A 23,013-nucleotide genomic window follows, 5' to 3' on the forward strand; every position below is an offset into this window, starting at 1 on the left:
GCCCTGACTTCCGCTTCAGAAATCGAGGGAAAGAGTATGAATACAGATAAACCGGGGGCGCCCTATTATCAGCGCTCCGTCGAGGAGACTCTCGCCAGCGTGCAGAGTTCGCCGGAAGGGATTAGCGGAACAGAGGCGGCTACGCGCCTGCAGCAGTATGGCGAAAACGCCCTGCCGCAGAAGCCGGGTAAACCCGCCTGGCTGCGTTTTATTGCGCATTTTAACGATGTGCTGATCTACGTCCTGCTGGCGGCAGCGTTGCTCAAGGCGGTGATGGGCCATTGGATCGACATGGCGGTGATCCTCGCCGTGGCGGTGGTCAATGCGCTGATCGGCTTCATTCAGGAGAGTAATGCGGAAAAATCGCTGCAGAGTATCCGCAATATGCTGTCCAGCGAGGCGGTGGCGATCCGTCAGGGCAACCATGAAACCATCCCCACCACCTCGCTGGTACCTGGCGATATCGTGGTGATCCGCGCCGGCGACCGTATCCCCGCCGATCTACGGGTGATTGAGGCGCACAACCTGCGGGTGGAAGAGGCGATCCTCACCGGCGAGTCGACGGTGGTGGAAAAAACCACCGAGCCGCTAAGCGGCGATTTACCGCTCGGCGATCGCAGCAACCTGTTGTTTTCCGGGACCACCGTTAGCTCAGGGGCGGGAAAAGGGATCGTGGTGGCCACCGGCGGCGATACCGAGCTGGGCCATATCAACCAAATGATGGCGGGCATTGAGAAACACCGCACGCCGCTGCTGGTGCAAATGGACAAGCTGGGCAAAGCCATCTTTATCCTTATTCTGGTGATGATGGCGGCGCTGTTCGTCTTTAGCCTGCTGTTCCGCGATATGCCGGTCTCCGAACTGATGCTGTCGTTGATTAGCCTCGCGGTGGCATCGGTCCCGGAAGGGTTGCCGGCGATTATCTCGATTATTCTGTCGCTCGGCGTACAGGCAATGGCCCGTCAGAAAGCGATTATCCGCAAGCTGCCGACGGTGGAAACCCTCGGCGCGATGACGGTTATCTGCTCGGATAAAACCGGGACCCTGACCATGAACGAAATGACGGTGAAGGCGGTGATCACTGCCGACAGCGTCTATCGGGTGGAAGGGGATAGCTATGAGCCGGTCGGTAAGATCTACGCCATTGACGATCCGACGCCGGTCACGATCGCGCCCGGCTCGCTGTTCGAGCGCTATCTGCGCACCATCGATCTGTGTAACGACAGCCAGCTTATCAAAGAGGAGAGCGGGCTGTGGAAAATCACCGGCGGCCCGACCGAGGGGGCGCTGAAGGTGCTGGCGGCGAAGGTCACTCTGCCGCCGCTGACCAGCGAACTGCGCAGTAAAATTCCTTTTGATTCGCAATATAAATACATGTCGACCCTCTACCGGCTGGGTGAAGAGGAGGTAGTGCTGGTCACTGGCGCGCCGGATGTCCTGTTCCGCCTGTGCCAGTATCAGCAGAGCGACAGCGGATTGCAGCCGCTGGATCTCCCGTACTGGGAAGGCAAAATTGAAGAGTACGCCCGGGAAGGGCTACGGATGGTGGCCGCAGCCTGGAAGCCGGCTGCCGCAGGCCAGACCGAACTGACCCATCAGGATCTGCAGCAAGGGGTGATTTTGCTAGGGGTCGCCGGGATGATGGATCCGCCGCGTCCGGAGGCCATCACGGCGATTGCCGACTGCCTGCAGGCCGGGATCCGCGTGAAGATGATCACCGGCGACCACCCGCAAACGGCGATGAGCATCGGCAAGATGCTGGGGATTGGCAATGCGGGAAATGCCATTACCGGACGCGAGCTGGAGGTGATGGACGACGCGCAGCTGAGCGTAGCCGCGCAGCAGTTTGATATCTTCGCCCGCACCAGCCCGGAAGATAAGTTCCGCCTGGTGCAGGCTCTGCAGAGTAAGAAAGAAATTGTCGGAATGACCGGCGATGGGGTGAACGATGCCCCGGCGTTGAAGCAGGCTGACGTCGGCGTGGCGATGGGGATCAAGGGGACCGAGGTGACCAAGGAGGCCGCCGATATGGTGCTGACCGATGATAACTTCGCCACCATCGCCAGCGCAGTCCGCGAGGGGCGCCGGGTGTATGACAACCTGAAGAAAACCATTCTCTTCGTCATGCCGACCAACCTTGCCCAGGGGTTACTGATCGTGATCGCGCTGCTGGCGGGCAACGTACTGCCGCTCACGCCGGTGTTGATCCTGTGGATGAACATGGCCACCTCCGCCACGCTGTCGTTTGGCCTGGCGTTTGAAGCCGGTGAGAAAAATATTATGCGGCGGCCGCCGCGCGATCCGAAAATTCACGTGATGGACGGCTTTGCCATCTGGCGCGTAGCGTTTGTGGGGTCAATGATTGCGGTCAGCGCCTTTATTCTCGAAGCCTGGCTGCAGCCGCGCGGCTATTCGCCGGAGTTTATCCGTACCGTGCTGTTGCAGACTCTGGTCACCGCCCAGTGGTTCTATATGCTGAACTGCCGCGTATCGGATGGATTCTCGTTAACCAAAGGTCTGCTGGCCAACAAAGGGATCTGGATCGTCAGCGGCGTACTGCTGCTGCTGCAGCTGCTGATTATCTACGCGCCTTTTATGCAGATGCTGTTCGGCACCACCGGGCTGCCGTTCCGCTACTGGGTGATCACCTTTATCATCGGCTTCGCCATGTTCCTGATCGTGGAACTGGAAAAACCGCTGACCCGCAAATGGCGTTCCGCCTGACGGCGTGAAGCGCTGAACGAAAAAGAAAAGAGGGGGCATCGCCCCCTCTCTGGCTGACGACAAACCTGTTTCGTCATTGTGCTCGCATTTCTGCCGGGTGGCGACTTTCGCCTTACCCGGCCTACGAAAGACTTCAATATCAAACCGTTATGCAGTTATCTGTAGGGCCGCGCAAGCGCAGCGCCGCCGGGCAATTCCTGAAGATTGCACGTTGTCAGCAGTTTGAGAGAGGGCATCGCCCTCTCTTTTATTATGGTTCACGCTTGTTGCGCTTTACTGTTTCGGCTCGGCGACCACGGTGCTTCCCACGCCGCGGTTATTGTACTCCCACATGCGGTTGAAGCCGTTGTCGTTGAGGTTGCGCTGCAGATTGCCTTTGTCATCGGCGCTGCCGGTGTTGCCGCTGAACGGGCGGCCGGAGCCTACCGCCGCCGCCCACGGCTGGGCAATATTAAAGCCTTCATTGATAGCGCTGTCGCGGATCACCACCTGGCCGTTGCTGTTGCCATCGACGTCCAGCGCGCGGCCGAGCTGCGCGACGTTATCCCCGGAGGCGGTGAAGCGGCTGTTGGTCGCCAGGAAGCCGTAGGTCACGCTCTTCAGAGTAGCCGGCGCGAAGACGTAGGCCTCTTTCTGGGTACGGGAATTCACCACGCGGAAATCGGTGTTATCAAACACCACCGCGCCGCGGCCGGAAACGATATCCACATCGCCTTCAATGTAGCTGTTGGTCACCAGGGTGCGGGTCTGACGGTTGTCCTGCAGACGGTTTTGCACGCCGCTGTTGGTCACGAAGAAGGTGTTTTGACGGCCAAGAATATTGACCTTATTGATCTGCACCTGGTCGCCATCGCTGCGCAATGCCACCGCCTGGTGGGTACCGGCGTCAACGCTGTCGCCGAGGTTGTTGGCGATGGTCAGGTTCTGCAGCTGCAGACCATTATTCTGTGACCAGAAGACTGCGGAACACATTACGCCGACGGTCGCCGCGGATTTGCTTTGGCAACTGTCGAACATATACCACGCCGGTTTACCCGGCATATATTTACCGCCTGGATTGACCAGACGACGCCAGGTGTTGCGATCCATCTCGGAATCAATGGCTTCGCTGATTTTCACGTCGATTGGCTTATCGCCAGTACCATACAGGGTCAGGGCGCCCGGCGCCGCCGGAACGTAGACGGTTCCCGGGTACTCGCCCGGCATAATCGCGATATACAGACGACGGTTAGAGTGACGGGCAATTGCCGCATCCACCGCCGCCTGAATGGTGGTATGGGTTACGCCCTGGGTTCCCGCAGGGCCGACGATAAAGTCAGGCTGCGCCGGCAGGCTGATAGCAGACGGCGTCCAGGCGGCGGCGTTGGGAGCCAGCGACTGGAAATAGGCCGCCGGCGTGAAGTTTTTCGCTTCTTCGGCGTTGAGTATGGGACGCGCGGTAGTGCCCGGTGCAGTCTGCGTTGAGGGCTGTTGATCGGCAGGCGTCGAGCTACAGGCGGACAGCGTCACGCCGAAGGCCAGCGCCAGCGCCAGACGGGAAACGGAATATGTGTTCATGTTGCTCCGGGCAAAATTAAGCGTAGTGAAATACCCCGGCTGAGACGCCAGGGTATAAGTCCTTTAAAACCTGCTGTTTTATACTAACTTGAACGAAACGGGAAGACGTGGACGGAAAAACTTACCGTCTTTACGCAACGCGCAGCCCTGCCGGATGGTCTTTAGTCACAAAAAAATAACATTTCCCTGCGCTATTGTTGACTTTACCGGCGTTATGAAAATAAATGTCTATACAACCCATGACAAGTTAAGCGCTATGACTGAAGCCACTTCCGAACTCGTTATCTGGCGAAACGGGCGTCTCGCCACCCTGAACCCCGATCACGCTCAACCTTACGGCCTGCTGGAGCGCCATGCGCTGCTGGTGCGCGACGGCCGCATCGCGGCGATTGTCGCCGAAGATGACGTCCCCAGCGGGCGCAGTATCGATCTTGAAGGCCGGTTGGTAACGCCGGGATTAATCGACTGCCACACCCATCTCGTCTTCGGCGGCAGCCGGGCCCAGGAGTGGGAGCAGCGGCTGAACGGCGTGTCGTATCAAACCATCAGCGCCAGCGGCGGCGGCATTAACTCCACCGTGCGCGCCACGCGCGACAGCAGCGAAGCTGAACTACTGGCGCTGGCCCAGCCGCGTCTGGAACGCCTGCTGCGTGAAGGGGTGACCACCCTGGAGATCAAATCCGGCTACGGCCTCGACCTGCCAAACGAACGCAAAATGCTGCGGGTCGCCCGACAACTGGCCGATCATAATGGCGTGGAACTGTCGGCGACGCTGCTCTCCGCCCACGCCACGCCGCCGGAATATCAAGGCGATGCTAACGGCTATATTACGCTGGTCTGCGAGACCATTTTGCCGACGCTGTGGCAGGAGGGACTGTTTGAAAGCGTTGACGTCTTCTGCGAAAACGTCGGCTTCAGCCCGCAGCAAACTGAGCGCGTCTTTCAGGCGGCGCAGGCGCTGGGCATTCCGGTAAAAGGCCACGTTGAGCAGCTCTCGTCGCTGGGCGGCGCGCAGCTGGTGAGCCGCTATCATGGGCTTTCCGCCGACCATATCGAGTATCTGACGGAAGAGGGCGTGGCGGCGATGCGCGAAAGCGGCACCGTGGCAGCCCTGCTCCCCGGCGCGTTCTACTTCCTTAATGAAACCCGTAAACCGCCGGTCGAGCTGCTGCGCAAGTACCAGGTGCCGATGGCGGTGGCGACCGATTTCAACCCCGGCACCAGCCCCTTCGCCAGCATGCATCTGGCGATGAACATGGCCTGCGTCAAGTTTGGCCTGACGCCGGAGGAGGCGTGGGCCGGGGTGACGCGCCATGCCGCGCGGGCGCTGGGGCGCCAGGCCAGCCACGGCCAGCTGGCGCCGGGCTTTGTCGCTAACTTCGCCATCTGGGATGCTGAGCATCCCGTCGAGATGGTGTATGAGCCGGGGCGCAGTCCGCTCTGGCATCGCGTTGTTCAAGGAGAATTGCAATGATGCTGTGGCAAGCTACGCCAGCCAGTCTCTGGCAGGGACGCGACGACAGCGCGGAAGCGCCCAATGCGCTGCGCCTGTTCCAGACCATCGCCCGCGCGGAACGCTTCGCGCCGCAGGAGATGCCCGGCGATATCGCGCTGCTCGGCTTCGCCTGTGACGAAGGGGTCCGGCGTAACAAGGGGCGTACCGGGGCAGCGGACGGCCCGGCGACCCTGCGCCGGGCGTTGGCCAATATGGCCAGCCATCAGGGTCATGACCGCTGCGTGGATATGGGCACCATCAGCGTCGACGGCGAGCAGTTAGAAGTCGCGCATCAGGCGCTGCGCGAGGCGGTGGCCGACTGTCAGCGGGCGGGTAAACGCACGCTGGTGCTGGGCGGCGGCCACGAGACGGCCTTCGGCCACGGCGCTGGGGTACTGGACGCCTTCCCGGGCGAAAAAGTGGGCATTATTAATCTCGATGCGCATCTGGATCTGCGCTTTGCCGACTGCGCCAGCTCCGGGACGCCGTTCCGCCAGTTGGCGCTGGAGTGTGACGCGCAGCAGCGCGGTTTTCACTATACCTGCATCGGGGTTAGCCGGGCGGCGAACACCCAGGCGCTATGGGATGAAGCGGCGCGCCGCCAGGTGGCTATCGTTGAAGATCTGGAGGTGCTGACAGCCTTCGAAACTCGCGTGTTGCCGGAGCTTGAGCGCAATATCGCGCAATTCGACCGTCTGTATCTGACTATCGATCTCGACGTGCTGCCGGCGCGAGAAATGCCGGCGGTGTCGGCCCCGGCGGCGCTGGGCGTGCCGCTGGCCAGGCTGCTGCGCATCGTTGAGCCGCTGTGCCGCAGCGGTAAGCTGCAGGCGGTGGATCTGGTGGAGTTTAACCCGCTGTTTGACATTGACGGTCAGGGCGCTCGCGCGGCGGCCCGTGTGGCATGGCAAATCGCCCATTGGTGGCGCTAGCGATCCGCGCTATTATTTTCGTTTCGCCGCTCCGCTTATTACGCATAAGGAAAGCCAGGCCATGTTTGCACAACAACCTCGTTCCGCGCCCGCGCCTTTCTATGAAAAGGTGAAGCAGGCGATCAGCGAAAAGATCCACAGCGGCGTCTGGCGACCGCATGACCGTATCCCGTCGGAAGCTGAGCTGGTGGCCCAGTTCGGCTTCAGCCGAATGACCATCAATCGCGCGCTGCGCGAGCTGACGGACGAAGGCCTGCTGGTCAGGTTACAAGGGGTGGGAACCTTTGTCGCCGAGCCGAAAGGGCAGTCGGCGCTGTTCGAGGTGCGCAGTATTGCCGCAGAAATTGTCGCCCGTCACCATCAGCACCGCTGTGAGGTACTCCTGCTTGAGGAGACCCGGGCGGATCATATTCAGGCGACGGCGCTCAGCGTCCCGGAAGGCACCCGCATCTTTCACTCGCTGATGGTGCATTACGAAAACGAGGTGCCGGTGCAAATCGAAGATCGCTGCGTCAATGCCGCAGTGGTCCCGGACTATCTGCATCAGGACTACACCGCCACCACGCCCCATGATTACCTGTCGCTGATCGCGCCGTTAACTGAAGGTGAACATATTGTTGAAGCGGTGCAGGCCACGGCGGAAGAGTGCGCGCTGCTGCATATTCACGCCCACGATCCGTGCCTGCTGATCCGTCGCCGCACCTGGTCGACAACCCACATCGTCTCCCACGCGCGCCTGCTGTTCCCCGGTAGCCGATATCGTCTGCAGGGGCGCTTTGGCTCCTGATCCACGCTAGCGTCAGCAAAACGTGATTGCTGACGCAATATAACAAAATTGTATCATTTCTGTTAAATCCTGGCTTGCGCATGCTTGTATAGACAAGTATATGTATCTACGTAAACAACGTTCATTGTCAGGAGAAACCCCGATGTCGCAAAGCAAATATCGCCAGCTGGACGTCCGTGCGCCAAGAGGCACGACGCTGACCGCGAAGAGCTGGCTGACCGAAGCCCCGCTGCGTATGTTAATGAATAACCTTGATCCCGATGTCGCCGAAAACCCGCACGAGCTGGTGGTCTATGGCGGTATTGGTCGCGCAGCGCGCAACTGGGAATGCTATGACGCTATCGTGAAGGCGCTGAAGAACCTGGAAAGCGATGAAACCCTGCTGGTGCAGTCCGGGAAGCCGGTGGGCGTATTCAAAACCCATGAAAACTCACCGCGTGTGCTGATCGCCAACTCCAACCTGGTCCCGCACTGGGCCACCTGGGAACACTTTAACGAGCTGGATGCCAAAGGGCTGGCGATGTACGGCCAGATGACAGCCGGCAGCTGGATCTACATCGGCAGCCAGGGCATCGTGCAGGGTACCTACGAAACCTTCGTCGAAGCCGGTCGCCAGCACTACCAGGGCAGCCTGAAAGGCCGCTGGGTATTAACCGCCGGTCTGGGCGGCATGGGCGGCGCGCAGCCGCTGGCCGCGACGCTGGCCGGCGCCTGCTCGCTGAACATCGAATGTCAGCAGAGCCGCATCGATTTCCGTCTGCGTACCCGCTACGTGGATGAGCAAGCCACCTCGCTGGATGACGCCCTGGCGCGCATCAAAAAATACACCGCCGAAGGGCGGGCCATCTCTATCGCGCTGTGCGGCAACGCCGCGGAGATCGTACCGGAGCTGGTGAAGCGCGGCGTGCGCCCGGATATGGTCACCGACCAGACCAGCGCCCACGACCCGCTGCATGGCTATCTGCCGAAAGGCTGGAGCTGGGAAGAGTATCAGCAGAAAGCCGAATCCGACCCGCAGGGCACTATTCTGGCGGCGAAACGCTCGATGGCCGATCACGTGCAGGCGATGCTGGCCTTCCATGAGATGGGGGTCCCAACCTTCGACTACGGCAACAACATCCGCCAGATGGCGCAGGAAGTGGGCGTCAGCAACGCCTTCGATTTCCCGGGCTTCGTGCCGGCCTATATCCGCCCGCTGTTTTGCCGCGGTATCGGCCCGTTCCGCTGGGTAGCGCTGTCCGGCGATCCGCAGGATATCTACAAAACCGACGCGAAAGTGAAAGAGATCATTAAAGATGATCAGCATCTGCACCACTGGCTGGATATGGCGCGCGAGCGCATCAGCTTCCAGGGACTGCCGGCGCGTATCTGCTGGGTCGGTCTGGAGTGGCGGCAAAAGCTCGGTCTGGCGTTTAACGAAATGGTGCGCAGCGGCGAAGTCTCCGCGCCGATCGTCATTGGCCGGGATCACCTTGACTCCGGCTCCGTCGCCAGCCCGAACCGCGAAACCGAAGCGATGCGCGATGGTTCTGATGCGGTCTCCGACTGGCCGCTGCTCAACGCCCTGCTTAACACCGCCAGCGGCGCGACCTGGGTGTCGCTGCACCACGGCGGCGGGGTAGGCATGGGCTTCTCGCAACACTCCGGGATGGTTATCGTCTGCGATGGTACCGATGAAGCGGCGGCGCGTATCGCCCGCGTCCTGCACAACGACCCGGCCACCGGCGTGATGCGTCATGCCGACGCGGGGTATGAGATTGCCATTGAATGCGCAGCAGAACAGGGTCTGAATCTTCCGATGGTGGCGGCAACGCAGGGGAACGCTAAATGAAATCTTTAACTTTGATCCCGGGTCAACTCAGCCTGTCGCAGCTCCGCGACGTTTACAGCCACCCGGTAAATATTACCCTCGACAGCGGTGCGTTTGCCGCCATTGACGAGAGCGTGGCCTGCGTCAACGCCATCCTTGCCGAAGGGCGGACCGCCTACGGCATCAACACCGGTTTTGGCCTGCTGGCGCAAACCCGTATCTCGACGGAAGATCTGGAGAACCTGCAGCGTTCGCTGGTGCTATCCCACGCGGCGGGCGTTGGCGAGCCGCTGGACGATGATCTGGCGCGGCTGATTATGGTGCTGAAGATTAACAGCCTGTCCCGCGGTTTCTCCGGGATCCGCCTGAGCGTGATCCAGGCGCTGATTGGCCTGGTGAATGCCGGTGTGACGCCGTGGATCCCGGCCAAAGGCTCCGTCGGCGCCTCCGGCGACCTCGCGCCGCTGGCGCATATGTCGCTGACCCTGATCGGAGAAGGTAAAGCGCGGGTACGCGGCGGCGACTGGCTGCCGGCCACCGAAGCGCTGCGTCAGGTGGGGCTGGAGCCGATTACCCTGGCGGCGAAAGAGGGGCTGGCGCTACTCAACGGCACCCAGGCCTCGACCGCTTTTGCCCTGCGCGGTCTGTTCGAAGCCGAGGATCTGTTCGCCTCCGCGGTCGTCTGCGGGGCGTTAACCACCGAAGCGGCGCTGGGCTCACGTCGTCCGTTTGATGCGCGCATCCATGAAGTGCGCGGCCAGCGCGGGCAGATTGATGCGGCGGCGCTGTATCGCCACCTGCTGACCGACGATAGCGCGATCTCGCAGTCGCACCATAACTGCAGCAAGGTGCAGGACCCGTACTCCCTGCGCTGCCAGCCGCAGGTGATGGGCGCCTGCCTGACGCAGATCCGCCAGGCGGCTGAGGTGCTGCTGGCTGAAGCCAACGCGGTCTCCGATAACCCGCTGGTCTTTGCCGCCGAAAATGACGTCATCTCCGGCGGTAACTTCCATGCCGAACCGGTGGCGATGGCCGCGGATAATATCGCGCTGGCGATCGCCGAAATCGGCTCGCTCTCCGAGCGCCGCATCGCGCTGATGATGGACAGCCATATGTCGCAGCTGCCGCCGTTCCTCGTCAAAAATGGCGGCGTCAACTCCGGGTTTATGATTGCCCAGGTCACGGCGGCGGCCTTAGCCAGTGAAAACAAAGCGCTGTCGCACCCGCATAGCGTTGACAGCCTGCCCACCTCTGCCAACCAGGAAGACCACGTCTCGATGGCGCCGGCGGCCGGTCGCCGCCTGTGGGCGATGGCCGAGAACACCCGCGGGGTGCTGGCCGTTGAGTGGCTGGCGGCGGCGCAGGGGCTGGATATGCGCGAAGGACTGACCACCAGTCCGCTGCTGGAAGAGGCGCGTCACTTGCTGCGCGAACGCGTGCCGCACTATACGCAGGATCGCTACTTCGCCCCGGATATCGATAACGCCATTGCGCTTCTGGCGGCCCGTCACCTGACGCGTCTGCTGCCTGCCGTACTGCATTAATCACCGTTGTTCTCTGTACCCGCGTCGGGGGAAGTCATTCCCCCGACCGCCCTACATCGCATATTTGTCGTCATATAAAAAAATCAGGACACCTGTATATGCAACAACAACACAAGCCACATCTGCTCCGCGGGCTCAATGCCCGACACATTCGGTTTATTGCGCTCGGCTCCGCTATCGGCACCGGGCTGTTCTATGGCTCGGCCTCAGCCATCAAAGCGGCGGGCCCGGCGGTGCTGCTGGCCTATCTGATTGGCGGCGCGGCGGTGTTTATCGTCATGCGCGCGCTGGGCGAGATGGCGGTGCGCAACCCGGTTTCCGGCTCCTTCGGCAGCTATGCCCGCCAGTATCTCGGGCCGCTGGCCGGGTTTATTACCGGCTGGACCTACACCTTTGAAATGGTGATCGTCGCCCTGGCCGACGTCACCGCCTTCGGTATCTATATGGGGTTGTGGTACCCCGATGTGCCGCGCTGGATCTGGATCCTCAGCATCATCTTCTTTATCGGCGCGATGAACCTGTGCAACGTGCGGGTATTTGGCGAGATGGAGTTCTGGCTGTCTCTGGTGAAGGTGGTGGCGATTATCGCCATGATGCTGGCGGGGGCGGGGATCATCTTCTTTGGCTTTGGCCACAGCTTCCCGGCCACCGGGCTGGAAAACCTCTGGAGCCACGGCGGCTTTGCCCCTAACGGCTGGCAGGGCGTTATCGCCTCGCTTGGCATCGTGATGTTCGCCTTCGGCGGGGTGGAGATTATCGGCGTCACTGCCGCGGAAGCGAAGGATCCTAAGAAGGTGATCCCGCAGGCCATCAATACCATTCCGCTGCGCATTATCCTGTTCTACGTCTGCACCCTGGCGGTACTGATGGCGATCTTCCCGTGGAACAGCTTTGGCGAACAGGGGAGTCCGTTTGTGCTTATTTTCGACGGTCTGGGGATCCCGGCGGCGGCGACCATCCTTAACATCATCGTGATCAGCGCCAGCATCTCGGCGATTAACAGCGATATTTTTGGCGCCGGACGCATGATGTACGGCATGTCGAAAGAGGGGCTGGCGCCGAAAAGCTTCCAGCGCATCGCCAGCAACGGTGTGCCATGGATGACGGTGGTGGTCATGGGCGGCGCGCTGCTGGCGGCGGTGGTATTGAACTATCTGATCCCCGAGCAGGTATTTGTGCTAATTGCTTCGCTGGCGGCATTCGCCACGGTATGGGTGTGGCTGATGATTCTGCTATCCCATTTTGCCATGCGCCGCGGTTTGTCTGCCGAAGAGCGCAGCCAGATCGCCTTTCCCATTCCGTTCTGGCCGGTGGCGCCGCTGTTGACGCTGCTGTTTATGGGGCTGGTCATCGCCGTACTAGGGATGTTTGCCGAAACGCGGATGGCGCTGATCGCCGGCCTGGTCTGGCTCGGGCTGCTGACGGTGGTGTGGTATGCGCGGGTGCGTAAAACGGCGCTGCAGGTAGCCACTGAACAGTAAGGCCAATTTCCGGTGGCGCTGCGCTTACCGGGGCTACAAATGGCACGGACCGTAGGCCGGGCAAGGCGTCAGCCGCCGCCCGGCATAAAAGCGGCTCCGTGCCCGCGGCAATCGCCCGGCGGCGCTGCGCTAGCATGGGCGTGGGGGTAGTGTAGGTCGGGTAAGCGCAGCGCCACCCGAAAAACAAATGGCGCCGCGGGTACCCCGGATAAGGCGCAAGCCGCTATCCGGGGGGAAGATTAACTGAACAGGGCGGTGATGGAGGCGCTGGCGAGGGAATGGAAATGGACGTTAAAGCCGACCATCGCGCCGCTGGCCTCAGCATCCACCTCAATTTTCTCGACGTCCAGGGCGTGGACGGTGAAGATATAGCGGTGGGTTTCGCCCTTCGGCGGCGCCGCGCCGCCGTAGCCTGCCTTACCAAAATCGGTGCGGGTCTGAACGGCCTCTTCCGGCAGCTCCGCCTGACCGGAACCGGCCCCTTGCGGCAGGACGCGGGTATCGGCCGGCAGGTTAGCGACCACCCAGTGCCACCAGCCGGAGCCGGTCGGCGCATCCGGATCGTAGCAGGTCACCACAAAGCTTTTGGTTCCCGCGGGCACATCATCCCACATCAGATGCGGCGAAATATTGTCGCCATCGTAGCCCATGCCGTTGAAGACGTGACGATTAGGCAGCTTACCGCCGTCCTGGAGATCGTGACTGATCAGTTTCATGCTTCATCCTCATTGATAATGCGCTGATTAACAAAGAAGTGTAGCCTTCCCGACGACGCAATTCCGCTATTTATTCGCTAAAAAATGTTTCGTCCTGCACTGCCTGGTTGACCGCACGGGTCAGGCGGGTCAGCTGCTCGGGCGTGATGATGTACGGCGGCATCAGATAAATCAGCCGGCCAAACGGACGGATCCAGACTCCCTGCTCGACGAAAAAGCGCTGCAGGGTGGCCATGTTGACCGGGCGACGGGTTTCAACCACGCCAATAGCGCCCAGCACGCGGACGTCCGCGACCAGCGCAGATCCCCGCGCCGGGGCCAGCTCGGCCTGCAGCTGGGCTTCAATCGCCGCCACCTGCGGCTGCCATTCGCCGCTCTCCAGCAGGCGCAGGCTTTCGCTGGCCACCGCGCAGGCCAGCGGATTGCCCATAAAGGTGGGGCCGTGCATAAAGCAACCGGCTTCGCCATTGCTAATGGTTTCAGCAACCGTTCGGGTAGTGATGGCGGCGGAAAGGGTCATGGTGCCGCCGGTCAGCGCTTTGCCCAGACACAGAATGTCGGCGGTAATCCCGGCGTGTTCACAAGCGAACAGCTTGCCGGTGCGGCCAAAGCCGGTGGCAATCTCATCGGCGATCAGCAGTATCCCTTCCCGGTCGCACATTTTACGCACCCGCTTCAGCCACTCCGGATGGTACATCCGCATGCCGCCTGCCCCCTGGACGATAGGTTCGAGGATCACCGCGGCGATTTCATGACGATGCGCGGCCATCAGGCGGGCAAACGGCACCATATCCATCTCGTCCCACTCGCCGTCGAAGCGGCTTTGCGGCGCGGGGGCGAACAGGTTATCCGGCAGGTAGCCCTGCCACAGGCTGTGCATCGAGTTCTGCGGATCGCAGACCGACATCGCTCCGAAGGTATCCCCGTGATAGCCGTTGCGGAAGGTCAGAAAACGACGACGTGGTTCGCCTTTAGCCTGCCAGTACTGCAGCGCCATTTTCATCGCCACCTCTACCGCCACCGAACCGGAGTCGGCGAGGAAAACGCACTCCAGCGAGGCCGGGGTCATCGCCACCAGCTGACGGCATAGCGCAACTGCCGGCGGATGGGTGATCCCGCCGAACATCACGTGCGACATTTGGTCAATTTGCCCCTTCAGCGCCGCATTGAGGCGTGGGTGATTGTAGCCGTGGATCGCCGCCCACCAGGAAGACATACCGTCAACCAACTGTTCGCCGCCGGCGAGGGACAGCTCGCAACCGTGGGCGGACACCACCGGGTAGACCGGCAGGGGGGAAGTCATAGAGGTGTAGGGGTGCCAGATGTGGCGCCGATCGAAAGCGAGATCGTCCAGTGTCATAAGCGACTTGTAAACCATTTTGAAAACATTTAGGTTTACAAGTCTACACTGAACTTACTTACAATGAAACGTACACAAAATATTTCGCGCAGCATCGAGGCGGCAAGCGAGAACATCCCCAGGAGCATAGTTCACTATGTGACTGGGAGGCGCGAGTGCAGCCAACAAAGAGGCTGTGTGAAATAGGAAGTGTACGACCTTTTGGAGAGGAAAATGGCTCACCAACCTCGCTGGACAATGTCGCAAGTAACGGAATTATTTAATAAACCGCTGATCGATCTGCTATTCGAAGCACAGCAAATCCATCGTCAACACTTTGATCCGCGCCAGGTGCAGGTCAGCACCCTGCTGTCGATCAAAACCGGCGCCTGCCCGGAAGATTGTAAATATTGCCCGCAGAGCGCACGCTACAAAACCGGCCTCGAAGCCGAGCGCCTGATGGAGGTTGAGCAGGTGCTGGAATCAGCGCGCCAGGCGAAAAACGCCGGCTCCACCCGCTTCTGTATGGGCGCGGCGTGGAAAAACCCCAATGACCGCGATATGCCTTATCTGGAGCAGATGGTGAAAGGGGTGAAGGCGCTGGGGCTGGAGTCCTGTATGACGCTCGGCACCCTGACCGACAGTCAGGCGCAGCGCCTGGCCGAAGCGGGCCTCGATTACTACAACCACAACCTTGATACCTCGCCGGAATTTTACGGCAACATCATCACCACCCGCACCTACCAGGAGCGCCTGGATACGCTGGATAAAGTGCGTGATGCTGGGATCAAAGTCTGCTCCGGCGGCATCGTCGGGCTGGGAGAGAGCGTAAAAGATCGCGCCGGACTGCTGCTGCAACTGGCTAATCTGCCAACGCCGCCGGAAAGCGTACCGATCAACATGTTGGTGAAGGTCAAGGGCACGCCGCTGGCGGATAACGACGACGTCGACGCTTTCGATTTCATCCGCACTATCGCCATCGCGCGCATCATGATGCCCACCTCCTACGTGCGTCTCTCCGCCGGCCGCGAGCAGATGAACGAGCAGACCCAGGCGATGTGCTTTATGGCCGGGGCGAACTCGATTTTCTACGGCTGCAAGCTGCTGACCACGCCGAACCCGGAAGAGGACAAAGACCTGCAGCTGTTCCGCAAGCTGGGGATCAACCCGCAGCAGACGGCGGTGCTGGAAGGCGACAATGAGCAGCAGCAGCGTCTGGAGCAGGCCTTACTCACCCCGGACACTGAGGAATATTACAACGCGGCGGCGCTATGAGCTGGCAGCAGCGAATCGATCGGGCGCTGGACGAGCGGCGGGCGGCGGAAGCTTTTCGCCGCCGCCTGCCGGTGACGCACGGCGCCGGGCGCTGGCTGGAGCGGGAAGGGGAGCGCTGGCTTAACTTCTCCAGCAATGACTATCTGGGCCTGAGTCAGCATCCGGCGATTATCGCCGCCTGGCAACAGGGGGCCACGCGCTATGGCGTCGGTGCCGGCGGCTCGGGCCACGTGAGCGGCTATAGCGAAGCCCACCGCGCGCTGGAAGAGGCGCTCGCCGACTGGCTGGGCTATCCGCGCGCATTGCTGTTTATCTCCGGCTTTGCCGCGAATCAGGCGCTGATCGCTGCCCTGGTGGAGAAAGACGATCGGATTGTCGCCGACCGTCTGAGCCACGCCTCTCTGCTGGAGGCGGCGAGCCTCAGCCCGGCGCAGCTGCGGCGCTTTACCCACAACGATCCGCAGCAGCTCGCGCAACTGCTGGCTAAGCCGCTGGCGGGCGAACAGTTGGCGGTCACTGAAGGCATTTTCAGCATGGACGGCGACAGCGCGCCGCTGGCGGCCATTCACGCCGCGACGCAGGCCGCAGGGGCAGTGTTGCTGGTGGATGACGCCCACGGTGTTGGCGTGGTCGGCGACGAAGGACGCGGGAGCTGCGCCGCGCAGGCGGTGCGCCCTGAGCTGCTGGTGGTTACCTTCGGCAAGGCCTTCGGCGTCAGCGGCGCGGCGGTGCTGTGCGACGAAGCAATGGCCGATTATCTGCTGCAGTTTGCCCGTCATCTGATCTACAGCACCGCGATGCCGCCCGCCCAGGCGGTGGCGCTGAGCGCTGCCCTGGGGATCATTCGCAGCGATGAAGGGCAGCAGCGTCGCGACATCCTGGCCGCCCGCATCCGTCAGTTCCGTGAGGGGATGGGCGAGGTGTCGCTGGGGTTGACCGACTCCGTCAGCGCGATCCAGCCGCTGATCGTCGGCGACAACGCCCGGGCGCTGAACCTGGCCTGCCGTCTACGCGACGCGGGCTGCTGGGCAACGGCGATCCGTCCACCGACGGTGCCGGTCGGCAGCGCGCGTTTGCGCCTGACCCTGACAGCCGCCCATCATACTGAAGACATTAACCGTTTACTGGAGGTGCTGCATGGCCACAGTGAATAAGCAGGCGGTGGCTGCGGCGTTTGGCCGGGCGGCCAGCGGCTATACGCAACATGATGAACTGCAGCGGCGCTGCGCCGATCTACTGCTGCGCCAGCTGGCGCGCCGCGATTTTGCGCAGGTGCTGGATGCCGGCTGCGGCCCCGGCAGTATGAGTCGCTATTGGCGTGAGGCGGGCAGCGTGGTGACCGCGCTGGATCTCTCCGCCGGGATGCTCGCCCAGGCGCAGCGTAACGACGCCGCGCAGCATTATCTGCTGGGGGATATTGAGGCGCTGCCGCTGCCGGACGCCTGCGTCGATCTGGCGTGGAGCAATCTGGCGGTGCAGTGGTGCGACGATCTACGGGCGGCAATTAGCGAGCTGTACCGGGTGGCGCGTCCCGGCGGCAGAGTGGCGTTTAGCACGCTGCTCGCCGACTCGCTGCCGGAGCTCAATCAGGCGTGGCAGGCCATCGACGACCGGCCGCATGCCAACCGTTTCCTTAGCGAAGCGGCGGTGCGCGCGGCGCTTAGCGGCCTGCGCGCGACCGGCGAGGTTCATCAGATTAGCCTGCCGTTCGCCGATGCGCTGAGCGCTATGCGCTCGCTGAAGGGCATCGGCGCCACCCATTTGCACCAGGGGCGGACCGCCGCCCCGCTTGGCCGCGGCAAACTGCGCGAGCTGCAGCTGGCCTGGCCGCAGCGGCAGGGCATCTGCCCGCTGACGTATTCTCTTTTTACAGGAGTCATTGAGCGTGACTAAACGTTTTTTTGTCACCGGGACCGATACTGAAGTCGGTAAAACCATCGCCAGCAGCGCCCTGCTGCAGGCGGCGAATCTGCTGGGTTTTCACACTGCCGGCTATAAGCCTGTGGCCTCCGGTAGCGAGCTTACCGGCGATGGGCTGCGTAATGAAGATGCGCTGGCGCTGCAGCGTCATAGTCGGGTCGCGTTGCGTTACGACCAGGTGAACCCCTATACCTTCGCCGAGCCGACCTCCCCGCACATCATCAGCGCCGACGAAGGGCGGCCGATCGCCGCGGCCAGGCTCTCCAGCGGGCTGCGTGAGCTGGAAGGTCTCGCCGACTGGGTGTTGGTGGAAGGCGCCGGCGGCTGGTTTACGCCGCTCTCGGATTCCCTGACCTTCGCCGACTGGGCGCAGGCGGAACAGCTGCCGGTCATTCTGGTGGTGGGCGTTAAGCTCGGCTGTATCAACCACGCAATGCTTACCGCTCAGGCGGTACGCCAGGCGGGACTACCGCTGGCGGGGTGGATCGCCAATGACGTACAGCCGCCGGGCAAGCGCCACGCCGAATATCTGGCGACGCTGAAAAACCGACTGGCCGCGCCGTTCCTCGGCGAAATACCGTGGCTTGCCGATATCGCGCAGCGCGACGATCTCGGCCAGTATCTGGACCTCAGGGCGCTGGATCCGGCGTTATCCACTGCGCCAGCAGCGGCTCATCCAGCGCCATAATATCGCCTTCGGCGACGTTACGGCCCCGGTGCAAGACACAGAAGCGATCCGCCACCCGGCGGATAAAGGGCAGGTGCTGCTCGGCGAGCAGCACCGTCAGGCCGATATCGCGATTTAACCGCAACAGCAGATCCGCCAGCTTTTGCAGGCAGCGCGGCCCTCTGCCGCGCGAGGGTTCATCAAGGATCAGCAGCCGCGGCTGGACGATCAGCGCCCTGGCCAGCGCCAGCTGGTACTGATCGTCGTCGCTCAGCGAGGCGCCTTTGCGCTGCCGTAGGGCATAGAGCTCGGGAAAATGCTCATAAATCTCGCCGCCGCTGGCGTTAGCCCCGGGTTTCCCGGCCGCCAAGGCGATGTGCAGGTTCTCTTCCACGCTGAGTTGGGAAAAAATGCGTTTATCTTGTGGCACGTAGCCGATACCAATGGCGCTGCGCGATTGAGCGGACAGGGGGGTGAGATCCTGCGGCGGGGCGCCAATGTCATGCCAGGTCATCCGGCCGCTGGCCACCGGCAGGTGGCCAGCAATGCAGTTAACCAGGGTGGTTTTTCCCATGCCCTCGCGTCCCAGTACGCCAATGCACTCTCCCGGGCGTAGTACAAGATCGACATTCCACAGCGAATGCTGGTTGCCGTAAAAGTGATTTACTGCCTGTAAATTCAACATGGACGTTTTCTCCTTATCCTGGCGTCAGGGCGACAGAAAGATGCTGCAAAACTCTTGCCAGGAAAAAGAACGCTCGGAAAAAAGCGCTAAACGCCGATACCATCGGGCCTCGTCAGCGCCGGGGCTGCACTTTTCCGGTGCCCGACGCTAAAGGGTGGTGCAAAAAGCAGCAAAAATCGAGCGGCTTTAAGCGGATAGTTATCAAAAATAGTTCGATAAAAATTTTTCGCCACGCGGTTGACCGCAAAAGGCGACAGGCGCCGGGCGGCGGTGGTCTTGGGCTGCGGACAGTTATCCACTATTCCTGTGGATAACCTTGTGTATTAGAGTTAGAAAACCTGCGGTAAGCTAGAGCGTACGCGGCTTGCGGCTGAATTGGCGCGAAAGGCGTCTTTTCGTTAAAGCACTTTAATATCAGCTTGTTAGATAAAATCAATGGGTGTAAGAAAAGCGTCATCTGCTGCCATAAAAGTTTCATCCGTCCGCTTGACAAATGTTAAAAGGTAAAATTTTCTGGGGATAACCCTGGCGGCCGGAGGATTATTCCGTCTGACGCGCATTTTGCACCCAGCTTGCCGGCCAATAAGACCCTTTTGTGGCGTTATCATAAGTACGCACTGTTTAAATATCCAGTATAATTTATTGGCAAAAAACGGCCCGGGGGGTAGAATTAAACACCGGCCGCTAATTCTTTTTTCAGGTTCTGATTGATGAGTAAATCGTTTGTACTGCATTCCGCCTTTCGCCCCTCCGGAGACCAACCGGAAGCCATCCGCCGCCTGGAAGAGGGGCTGGAGGATGGGCTTGCGCATCAGACGCTACTGGGGGTTACCGGCTCCGGTAAAACCTTTACCATCGCCAACGTGATTGCCGACCTGCAGCGGCCGACGATGGTGCTGGCGCCAAACAAAACCCTGGCGGCTCAGCTCTACGGCGAGATGAAAGAGTTTTTCCCGGAGAATGCCGTCGAGTATTTCGTCTCCTACTACGATTACTATCAGCCGGAAGCCTACGTTCCCAGCTCAGATACCTTCATTGAGAAGGACGCCTCGGTAAACGAACATATTGAGCAGATGCGTCTGTCGGCCACCAAAGCGCTGCTCGAGCGGCGCGACGTAGTGGTGGTGGCGTCAGTCTCGGCGATCTACGGCCTCGGCGACCCGGACCTGTATCTGAAAATGATGTTGCATCTGACGGTCGGTATGCTGATTGACCAGCGGGCGATCCTGCGTCGTCTGGCCGAACTGCAGTATACCCGCAACGATCAGGCCTTCCAGCGCGGCACTTTTCGCGTGCGCGGCGAGGTGATCGACGTCTTCCCGGCGGAATCCGACGATATCGCCCTGCGCATTGAGCTGTTTGACGAAGAGGTCGAGCGTCTGTCGCTGTTCGACCCGCTCACCGGCCACGTCGAAGGGACGGTGCCGCGCTATACCATTTATCCCAAGACCCACTACGTAACGCCGCGGGAGCGCATCGTCCAGGCGATGGAAGAGATCAAGCTGGAGCTGGCGGAGCGGCGCAAGGTGCTGCTGGCCAACAACAAGCTGCTGGAAGAGCAGCGCTTAACCCAGCGTACCCAGTTTGACCTCGAAATGATGAACGAGCTGGGTTACTGCTCGGGCATTGAAAACTACTCGCGCTTTCTCTCCGGGCGCGGGCCCGGCGAGCCGCCGCCGACCCTGTTCGACTATCTGCCGGCGGATGGCCTGCTGGTGATTGACGAATCCCACGTCACGGTGCCGCAGATCGGCGGTATGTACCGGGGCGACCGGGCGCGCAAAGAGACGCTGGTGGAATACGGTTTCCGCCTGCCGTCGGCGCTGGATAACCGGCCGATGAAGTTTGAAGAATTCGAAGCGCTGGCGCCGCAAACCATCTATGTGTCGGCGACCCCGGGCGCCTATGAGCTGGATAAATCCGGCGGCGAGGTTGTGGATCAGGTGGTGCGGCCGACCGGTCTGCTTGACCCAATCATCGAAGTGCGCCCGGTGGCGACTCAGGTCGACGATCTGCTGTCAGAGATCCGCCTGCGCACGGCCATCAACGAGCGCGTGCTGGTCACCACTCTCACCAAGCGGATGGCGGAGGACTTAACCGAGTACCTTGAGGAGCACGGCGAGCGCGTGCGCTATCTGCACTCGGATATCGACACCGTCGAGCGCATGGAAATCATCCGCGACCTGCGTCTTGGCGAGTTTGACGTGCTGGTGGGGATCAACCTGCTGCGTGAGGGGCTGGATATGCCTGAGGTGTCGTTGGTGGCGATCCTGGATGCGGATAAAGAGGGCTTCCTGCGTTCTGAACGCTCGCTGATCCAGACCATCGGCCGCGCGGCGCGCAACGTCAACGGCAAGGCCATCCTCTACGGCGATAAGATCACCCCCTCCATGGCCAAAGCCATTGGCGAGACCGAGCGTCGACGGGAGAAACAGCAGCGCTACAACGAAGAGCACGGCATCGTGCCGCAGGGGCTCAATAAGAAAGTGGTGGATATCCTGCAGCTGGGCCAGGGCCTGGCGAAAACCAAAGCCAAAGGGCGCGGTAAAGCGAAGGCCGTTGAGCCTGCCGGGCTTAGCGCTGTGGATATGACGCCAAAAGCGCTGCAGCAGAAAATCCACGAGCTGGAAGGGCAGATGATGCAGCACGCGCAGAACCTCGAGTTTGAGGAGGCGGCCCAAATACGCGACCAGCTGCATCAGCTGCGCGAGCTGTTTATCGCCGCCTCCTGATTCTGGGCGCAGACCGGCGGAGTGGACGTGCGGGGTATAGTGAAGGCGCGCTTCTCTTATCGTCCTGCTTGCCAGATAACAAACATTTGAGAAGAAAAAAGGCCGCGTTGCGGCCTTCTTAATGTTTGCTTAATCTCGCCAGGCGACACTATCTTCAACCTGATGAGGATAGCGCCCATGCAAAAAATTAACTTCCGTGAATATCTGGCGGTCGCCACCGCCCTGGTCATTATTGTTGCCTTCTTCCATCAATGGGTGCTGACGTTCTGACCCCCGCGCTGCGGGAATAGCACCCACGCGCGGACCCCTGGCCCTGGCTGTCGGTTATGCAAAAAAAACTGGGCGTCATGCAGCTGAGCGATGCGCGTGACGATGCTCAGTCCGAGGCCAATGCTGCCGTAGCGACTGTCCATGCGCACGAAGGCTTTACTGAGTTCGCCGCTTTTCGCCTCATCGATCCCCGGCCCTTCATCTTCCACCGCCATCACCGGCATCAGGCCTGCTTTCACCGACACGCGGATCGTCGACCCTTCAGGGCTGTAGCGGTGAGCATTCTCCACCAGATTGCGCAGGATCACGCGGATTAACGTCGCATCGCCAGAGACGACGGCCTCGTTTTCGATATCCGTCAGCAGCAGCCGCTGCTGACGCTGCGCCAGCATAGCCTCCAGTTCGTCCTGCAGGGGTTTTACCACGTCATCCAGCAACAGCACCTGCTGGTAGCTGCCGGCGGAGAAGGACTGGCCGACGCGCGCCAGCTGCAGCAGCTGGGAAATGCTGGTGGTCATCTGATCGAGACGCTGGATCAGCGGGTCGACGCCCATGCCATGCACTTTCGCCAGCAGCTCAAGGTGCAGCCGCAGCCCGGCCAGCGGGGTGCGTAGCTCATGCGCCACGTCGGCGGTAAACAGCCGCTCGCGGTCGAGGGTCAGATTGAGGCGGGAAACTAACTGATTCAGGGCGGTGGTCACCGCCGTGACTTCGGGTACCGATTCGCTGAGTACGATAGGAGTGAGGTTGTCCGGCGTGCGGTTCTCCAGTTCGCTTTGCAGTCGTGAAAGCGGGCGGGTGATCTTGCGCACCGCCAGCATGCTGATATACAGCGCCAGGCCAACGATCAGCAGGCTCGGCACCAGCAGGCTGGCAACCGCTTCCCGTACCTCATGCTCCACATGTTTCTGGTTGTTGTGCCCTTCGATGGCGCTGGCCACCAGCAGCTGGATCTGCTCTTTGCTCTCATGCCATAGCCAGAAGACGCTTATCAGCTGGCAGACCACCAGGATGGCGCCGATGGTCAGCAGCAGCCGGTGGCGCATGGTCCAGGTTTCAGTTGCAAACAGAGCCATGGT

18 protein-coding genes are annotated in these 23,013 nt (G+C 61.1%); 12 read left to right on the forward strand and 6 right to left on the reverse strand.

Translation table 11 applies throughout. The features are described 5' to 3' along the window. Window positions 1-36: 36 nt before the first annotated feature. Window positions 37-2,724, forward strand: a complete 2,688-nt coding sequence (locus BHE81_RS19905) for a cation-transporting P-type ATPase (RefSeq protein ID WP_023302148.1) — start codon at window positions 37-39, stop codon at window positions 2,722-2,724. Between the two features lie 273 nt (window positions 2,725-2,997). Here BHE81_RS19905 and BHE81_RS19910 read toward each other — a convergent pair whose 3' ends face one another. After that, entirely contained in the window at window positions 2,998-4,281 is a 1,284-nt protein-coding gene (locus BHE81_RS19910) for a putative acyl-CoA thioester hydrolase (RefSeq protein WP_004142122.1), read from the reverse strand. A 154-nt stretch (window positions 4,282-4,435) separates the two neighbouring features. On the opposite strand from BHE81_RS19910, the gene hutI reads away from it, so the two are divergent. The 6 genes from hutI (at window position 4,436) to BHE81_RS19940 (ending at window position 12,330) form a co-directional block, all read left to right on the forward strand. Then, a complete protein-coding gene (hutI, locus tag BHE81_RS19915; RefSeq protein ID WP_072145324.1) occupies window positions 4,436-5,755 on the forward strand; it encodes an imidazolonepropionase in 1,320 nt (439 codons plus the stop codon). After that, on the forward strand, window positions 5,752-6,708 hold the full coding sequence (hutG, locus tag BHE81_RS19920; RefSeq protein ID WP_023302146.1) for a formimidoylglutamase: 957 nt from the start codon (window positions 5,752-5,754) through the stop codon (window positions 6,706-6,708). The genes hutI and hutG overlap by 4 nt, the downstream gene beginning before the upstream one ends. A gap of 61 nt (window positions 6,709-6,769) precedes the next feature. Beyond that, window positions 6,770-7,495 carry a histidine utilization repressor gene (locus tag BHE81_RS19925; RefSeq protein ID WP_002895358.1) on the forward strand — a complete coding sequence of 242 codons (726 nt, stop codon included), beginning with the start codon at window positions 6,770-6,772 and terminating at the stop codon, window positions 7,493-7,495. A 142-nt stretch (window positions 7,496-7,637) separates the two neighbouring features. After that, window positions 7,638-9,326 carry a urocanate hydratase gene (hutU, locus tag BHE81_RS28835; protein ID WP_004151699.1) on the forward strand — a complete coding sequence of 563 codons (1,689 nt, stop codon included), beginning with the start codon at window positions 7,638-7,640 and terminating at the stop codon, window positions 9,324-9,326. Further along, window positions 9,323-10,849, forward strand: coding sequence for a histidine ammonia-lyase (hutH, locus tag BHE81_RS19935; RefSeq protein ID WP_004183472.1), 1,527 nt, complete (start codon window positions 9,323-9,325; stop codon window positions 10,847-10,849). The genes hutU and hutH overlap by 4 nt, the downstream gene beginning before the upstream one ends. Window positions 10,850-10,947: 98 nt before the next feature. After that, window positions 10,948-12,330 carry an amino acid permease gene (locus tag BHE81_RS19940; protein WP_004147672.1) on the forward strand — a complete coding sequence of 461 codons (1,383 nt, stop codon included), beginning with the start codon at window positions 10,948-10,950 and terminating at the stop codon, window positions 12,328-12,330. A 239-nt stretch (window positions 12,331-12,569) separates the two neighbouring features. Here the strand turns inward: BHE81_RS19940 and BHE81_RS19945 are convergent, their stop codons facing one another. Next, window positions 12,570-13,046 (reverse strand): kinase inhibitor, encoded by a 477-nt coding sequence (locus BHE81_RS19945; protein ID WP_002895575.1) that lies wholly within the window; start codon window positions 13,044-13,046, stop codon window positions 12,570-12,572. Between the two features lie 70 nt (window positions 13,047-13,116). After that, window positions 13,117-14,406: an adenosylmethionine--8-amino-7-oxononanoate transaminase gene (bioA, locus tag BHE81_RS19950; protein WP_004223758.1), complete on the reverse strand. Its 1,290-nt coding sequence runs from the start codon at window positions 14,404-14,406 to the stop codon at window positions 13,117-13,119. 213 nt (window positions 14,407-14,619) lie between these two features. Between bioA and bioB the strand changes: the two genes are divergently transcribed. The 4 genes from bioB to bioD are packed head-to-tail and all read left to right on the forward strand — an operon-like array spanning window position 14,620 to window position 18,268. Further along, entirely contained in the window at window positions 14,620-15,660 is a 1,041-nt protein-coding gene (gene bioB, locus BHE81_RS19955) for a biotin synthase BioB (RefSeq protein ID WP_002895580.1), read from the forward strand. After that, on the forward strand, window positions 15,657-16,814 hold the full coding sequence (gene bioF, locus BHE81_RS19960) for an 8-amino-7-oxononanoate synthase (protein WP_004183475.1): 1,158 nt from the start codon (window positions 15,657-15,659) through the stop codon (window positions 16,812-16,814). Before bioB ends, bioF begins: the two co-directional genes overlap by 4 nt. After that, window positions 16,798-17,553, forward strand: coding sequence for a malonyl-ACP O-methyltransferase BioC (bioC, locus tag BHE81_RS19965; protein WP_023302145.1), 756 nt, complete (start codon window positions 16,798-16,800; stop codon window positions 17,551-17,553). The genes bioF and bioC overlap by 17 nt, the downstream gene beginning before the upstream one ends. Further along, window positions 17,546-18,268 carry a dethiobiotin synthase gene (bioD, locus tag BHE81_RS19970; protein WP_002895648.1) on the forward strand — a complete coding sequence of 241 codons (723 nt, stop codon included), beginning with the start codon at window positions 17,546-17,548 and terminating at the stop codon, window positions 18,266-18,268. Before bioC ends, bioD begins: the two co-directional genes overlap by 8 nt. Here bioD and BHE81_RS19975 read toward each other — a convergent pair. Next, complete coding sequence (locus BHE81_RS19975) at window positions 18,210-18,932, reverse strand: ABC transporter ATP-binding protein (protein WP_004152853.1); 723 nt, start codon at window positions 18,930-18,932, stop codon at window positions 18,210-18,212. The two genes, bioD and BHE81_RS19975, sit on opposite strands and share 59 nt — an antisense overlap. Before the next feature lie 86 nt (window positions 18,933-19,018). Beyond that, on the reverse strand, window positions 19,019-19,231 hold the full coding sequence (locus BHE81_RS19980) for a hypothetical protein (RefSeq protein WP_002895652.1): 213 nt from the start codon (window positions 19,229-19,231) through the stop codon (window positions 19,019-19,021). A gap of 411 nt (window positions 19,232-19,642) precedes the next feature. Here BHE81_RS19980 and uvrB point away from each other — a divergent pair, with 411 nt between their 5' ends. Continuing rightward, window positions 19,643-21,664 carry an excinuclease ABC subunit UvrB gene (uvrB, locus tag BHE81_RS19990; RefSeq protein ID WP_002895655.1) on the forward strand — a complete coding sequence of 674 codons (2,022 nt, stop codon included), beginning with the start codon at window positions 19,643-19,645 and terminating at the stop codon, window positions 21,662-21,664. Window positions 21,665-21,912: 248 nt separating this feature from the next. Here the strand turns inward: uvrB and pmrB are convergent, their stop codons facing one another. Then, on the reverse strand, window positions 21,913-23,010 hold the full coding sequence (pmrB, locus tag BHE81_RS20000; RefSeq protein WP_149888824.1) for a two-component system sensor histidine kinase PmrB: 1,098 nt from the start codon (window positions 23,008-23,010) through the stop codon (window positions 21,913-21,915). Between the last annotated feature and the right edge of the window lie 3 nt (window positions 23,011-23,013).

Source organism: Klebsiella sp. AqSCr (assembly GCF_008452795.1).
Taxonomy (GTDB): domain Bacteria; phylum Pseudomonadota; class Gammaproteobacteria; order Enterobacterales; family Enterobacteriaceae; genus Klebsiella; species Klebsiella pneumoniae.

What these genes read in the sequence shown, in the direction of transcription:
- BHE81_RS19905 (WP_023302148.1), top strand. Translation starts at nt 37, where the DNA reads ATGAATACAGATAAACCGGGGGCGCCCTATTATCAGCGCTCCGTCGAG.
- BHE81_RS19910 (WP_004142122.1), bottom strand. Translation starts at nt 4,281, where the DNA reads ATGAACACATATTCCGTTTCCCGTCTGGCGCTGGCGCTGGCCTTCGGC.
- hutI (WP_072145324.1), top strand. Translation starts at nt 4,436, where the DNA reads ATGGTCTTTAGTCACAAAAAAATAACATTTCCCTGCGCTATTGTTGAC.
- hutG (WP_023302146.1), top strand. Translation starts at nt 5,752, where the DNA reads ATGATGCTGTGGCAAGCTACGCCAGCCAGTCTCTGGCAGGGACGCGAC.
- BHE81_RS19925 (WP_002895358.1), top strand. Translation starts at nt 6,770, where the DNA reads ATGTTTGCACAACAACCTCGTTCCGCGCCCGCGCCTTTCTATGAAAAG.
- hutU (WP_004151699.1), top strand. Translation starts at nt 7,638, where the DNA reads ATGTCGCAAAGCAAATATCGCCAGCTGGACGTCCGTGCGCCAAGAGGC.
- hutH (WP_004183472.1), top strand. Translation starts at nt 9,323, where the DNA reads ATGAAATCTTTAACTTTGATCCCGGGTCAACTCAGCCTGTCGCAGCTC.
- BHE81_RS19940 (WP_004147672.1), top strand. Translation starts at nt 10,948, where the DNA reads ATGCAACAACAACACAAGCCACATCTGCTCCGCGGGCTCAATGCCCGA.
- BHE81_RS19945 (WP_002895575.1), bottom strand. Translation starts at nt 13,046, where the DNA reads ATGAAACTGATCAGTCACGATCTCCAGGACGGCGGTAAGCTGCCTAAT.
- bioA (WP_004223758.1), bottom strand. Translation starts at nt 14,406, where the DNA reads ATGACACTGGACGATCTCGCTTTCGATCGGCGCCACATCTGGCACCCC.
- bioB (WP_002895580.1), top strand. Translation starts at nt 14,620, where the DNA reads ATGGCTCACCAACCTCGCTGGACAATGTCGCAAGTAACGGAATTATTT.
- bioF (WP_004183475.1), top strand. Translation starts at nt 15,657, where the DNA reads ATGAGCTGGCAGCAGCGAATCGATCGGGCGCTGGACGAGCGGCGGGCG.
- bioC (WP_023302145.1), top strand. Translation starts at nt 16,798, where the DNA reads ATGGCCACAGTGAATAAGCAGGCGGTGGCTGCGGCGTTTGGCCGGGCG.
- BHE81_RS19975 (WP_004152853.1), bottom strand. Translation starts at nt 18,932, where the DNA reads ATGTTGAATTTACAGGCAGTAAATCACTTTTACGGCAACCAGCATTCG.
- uvrB (WP_002895655.1), top strand. Translation starts at nt 19,643, where the DNA reads ATGAGTAAATCGTTTGTACTGCATTCCGCCTTTCGCCCCTCCGGAGAC.
- pmrB (WP_149888824.1), bottom strand. Translation starts at nt 23,010, where the DNA reads ATGGCTCTGTTTGCAACTGAAACCTGGACCATGCGCCACCGGCTGCTG.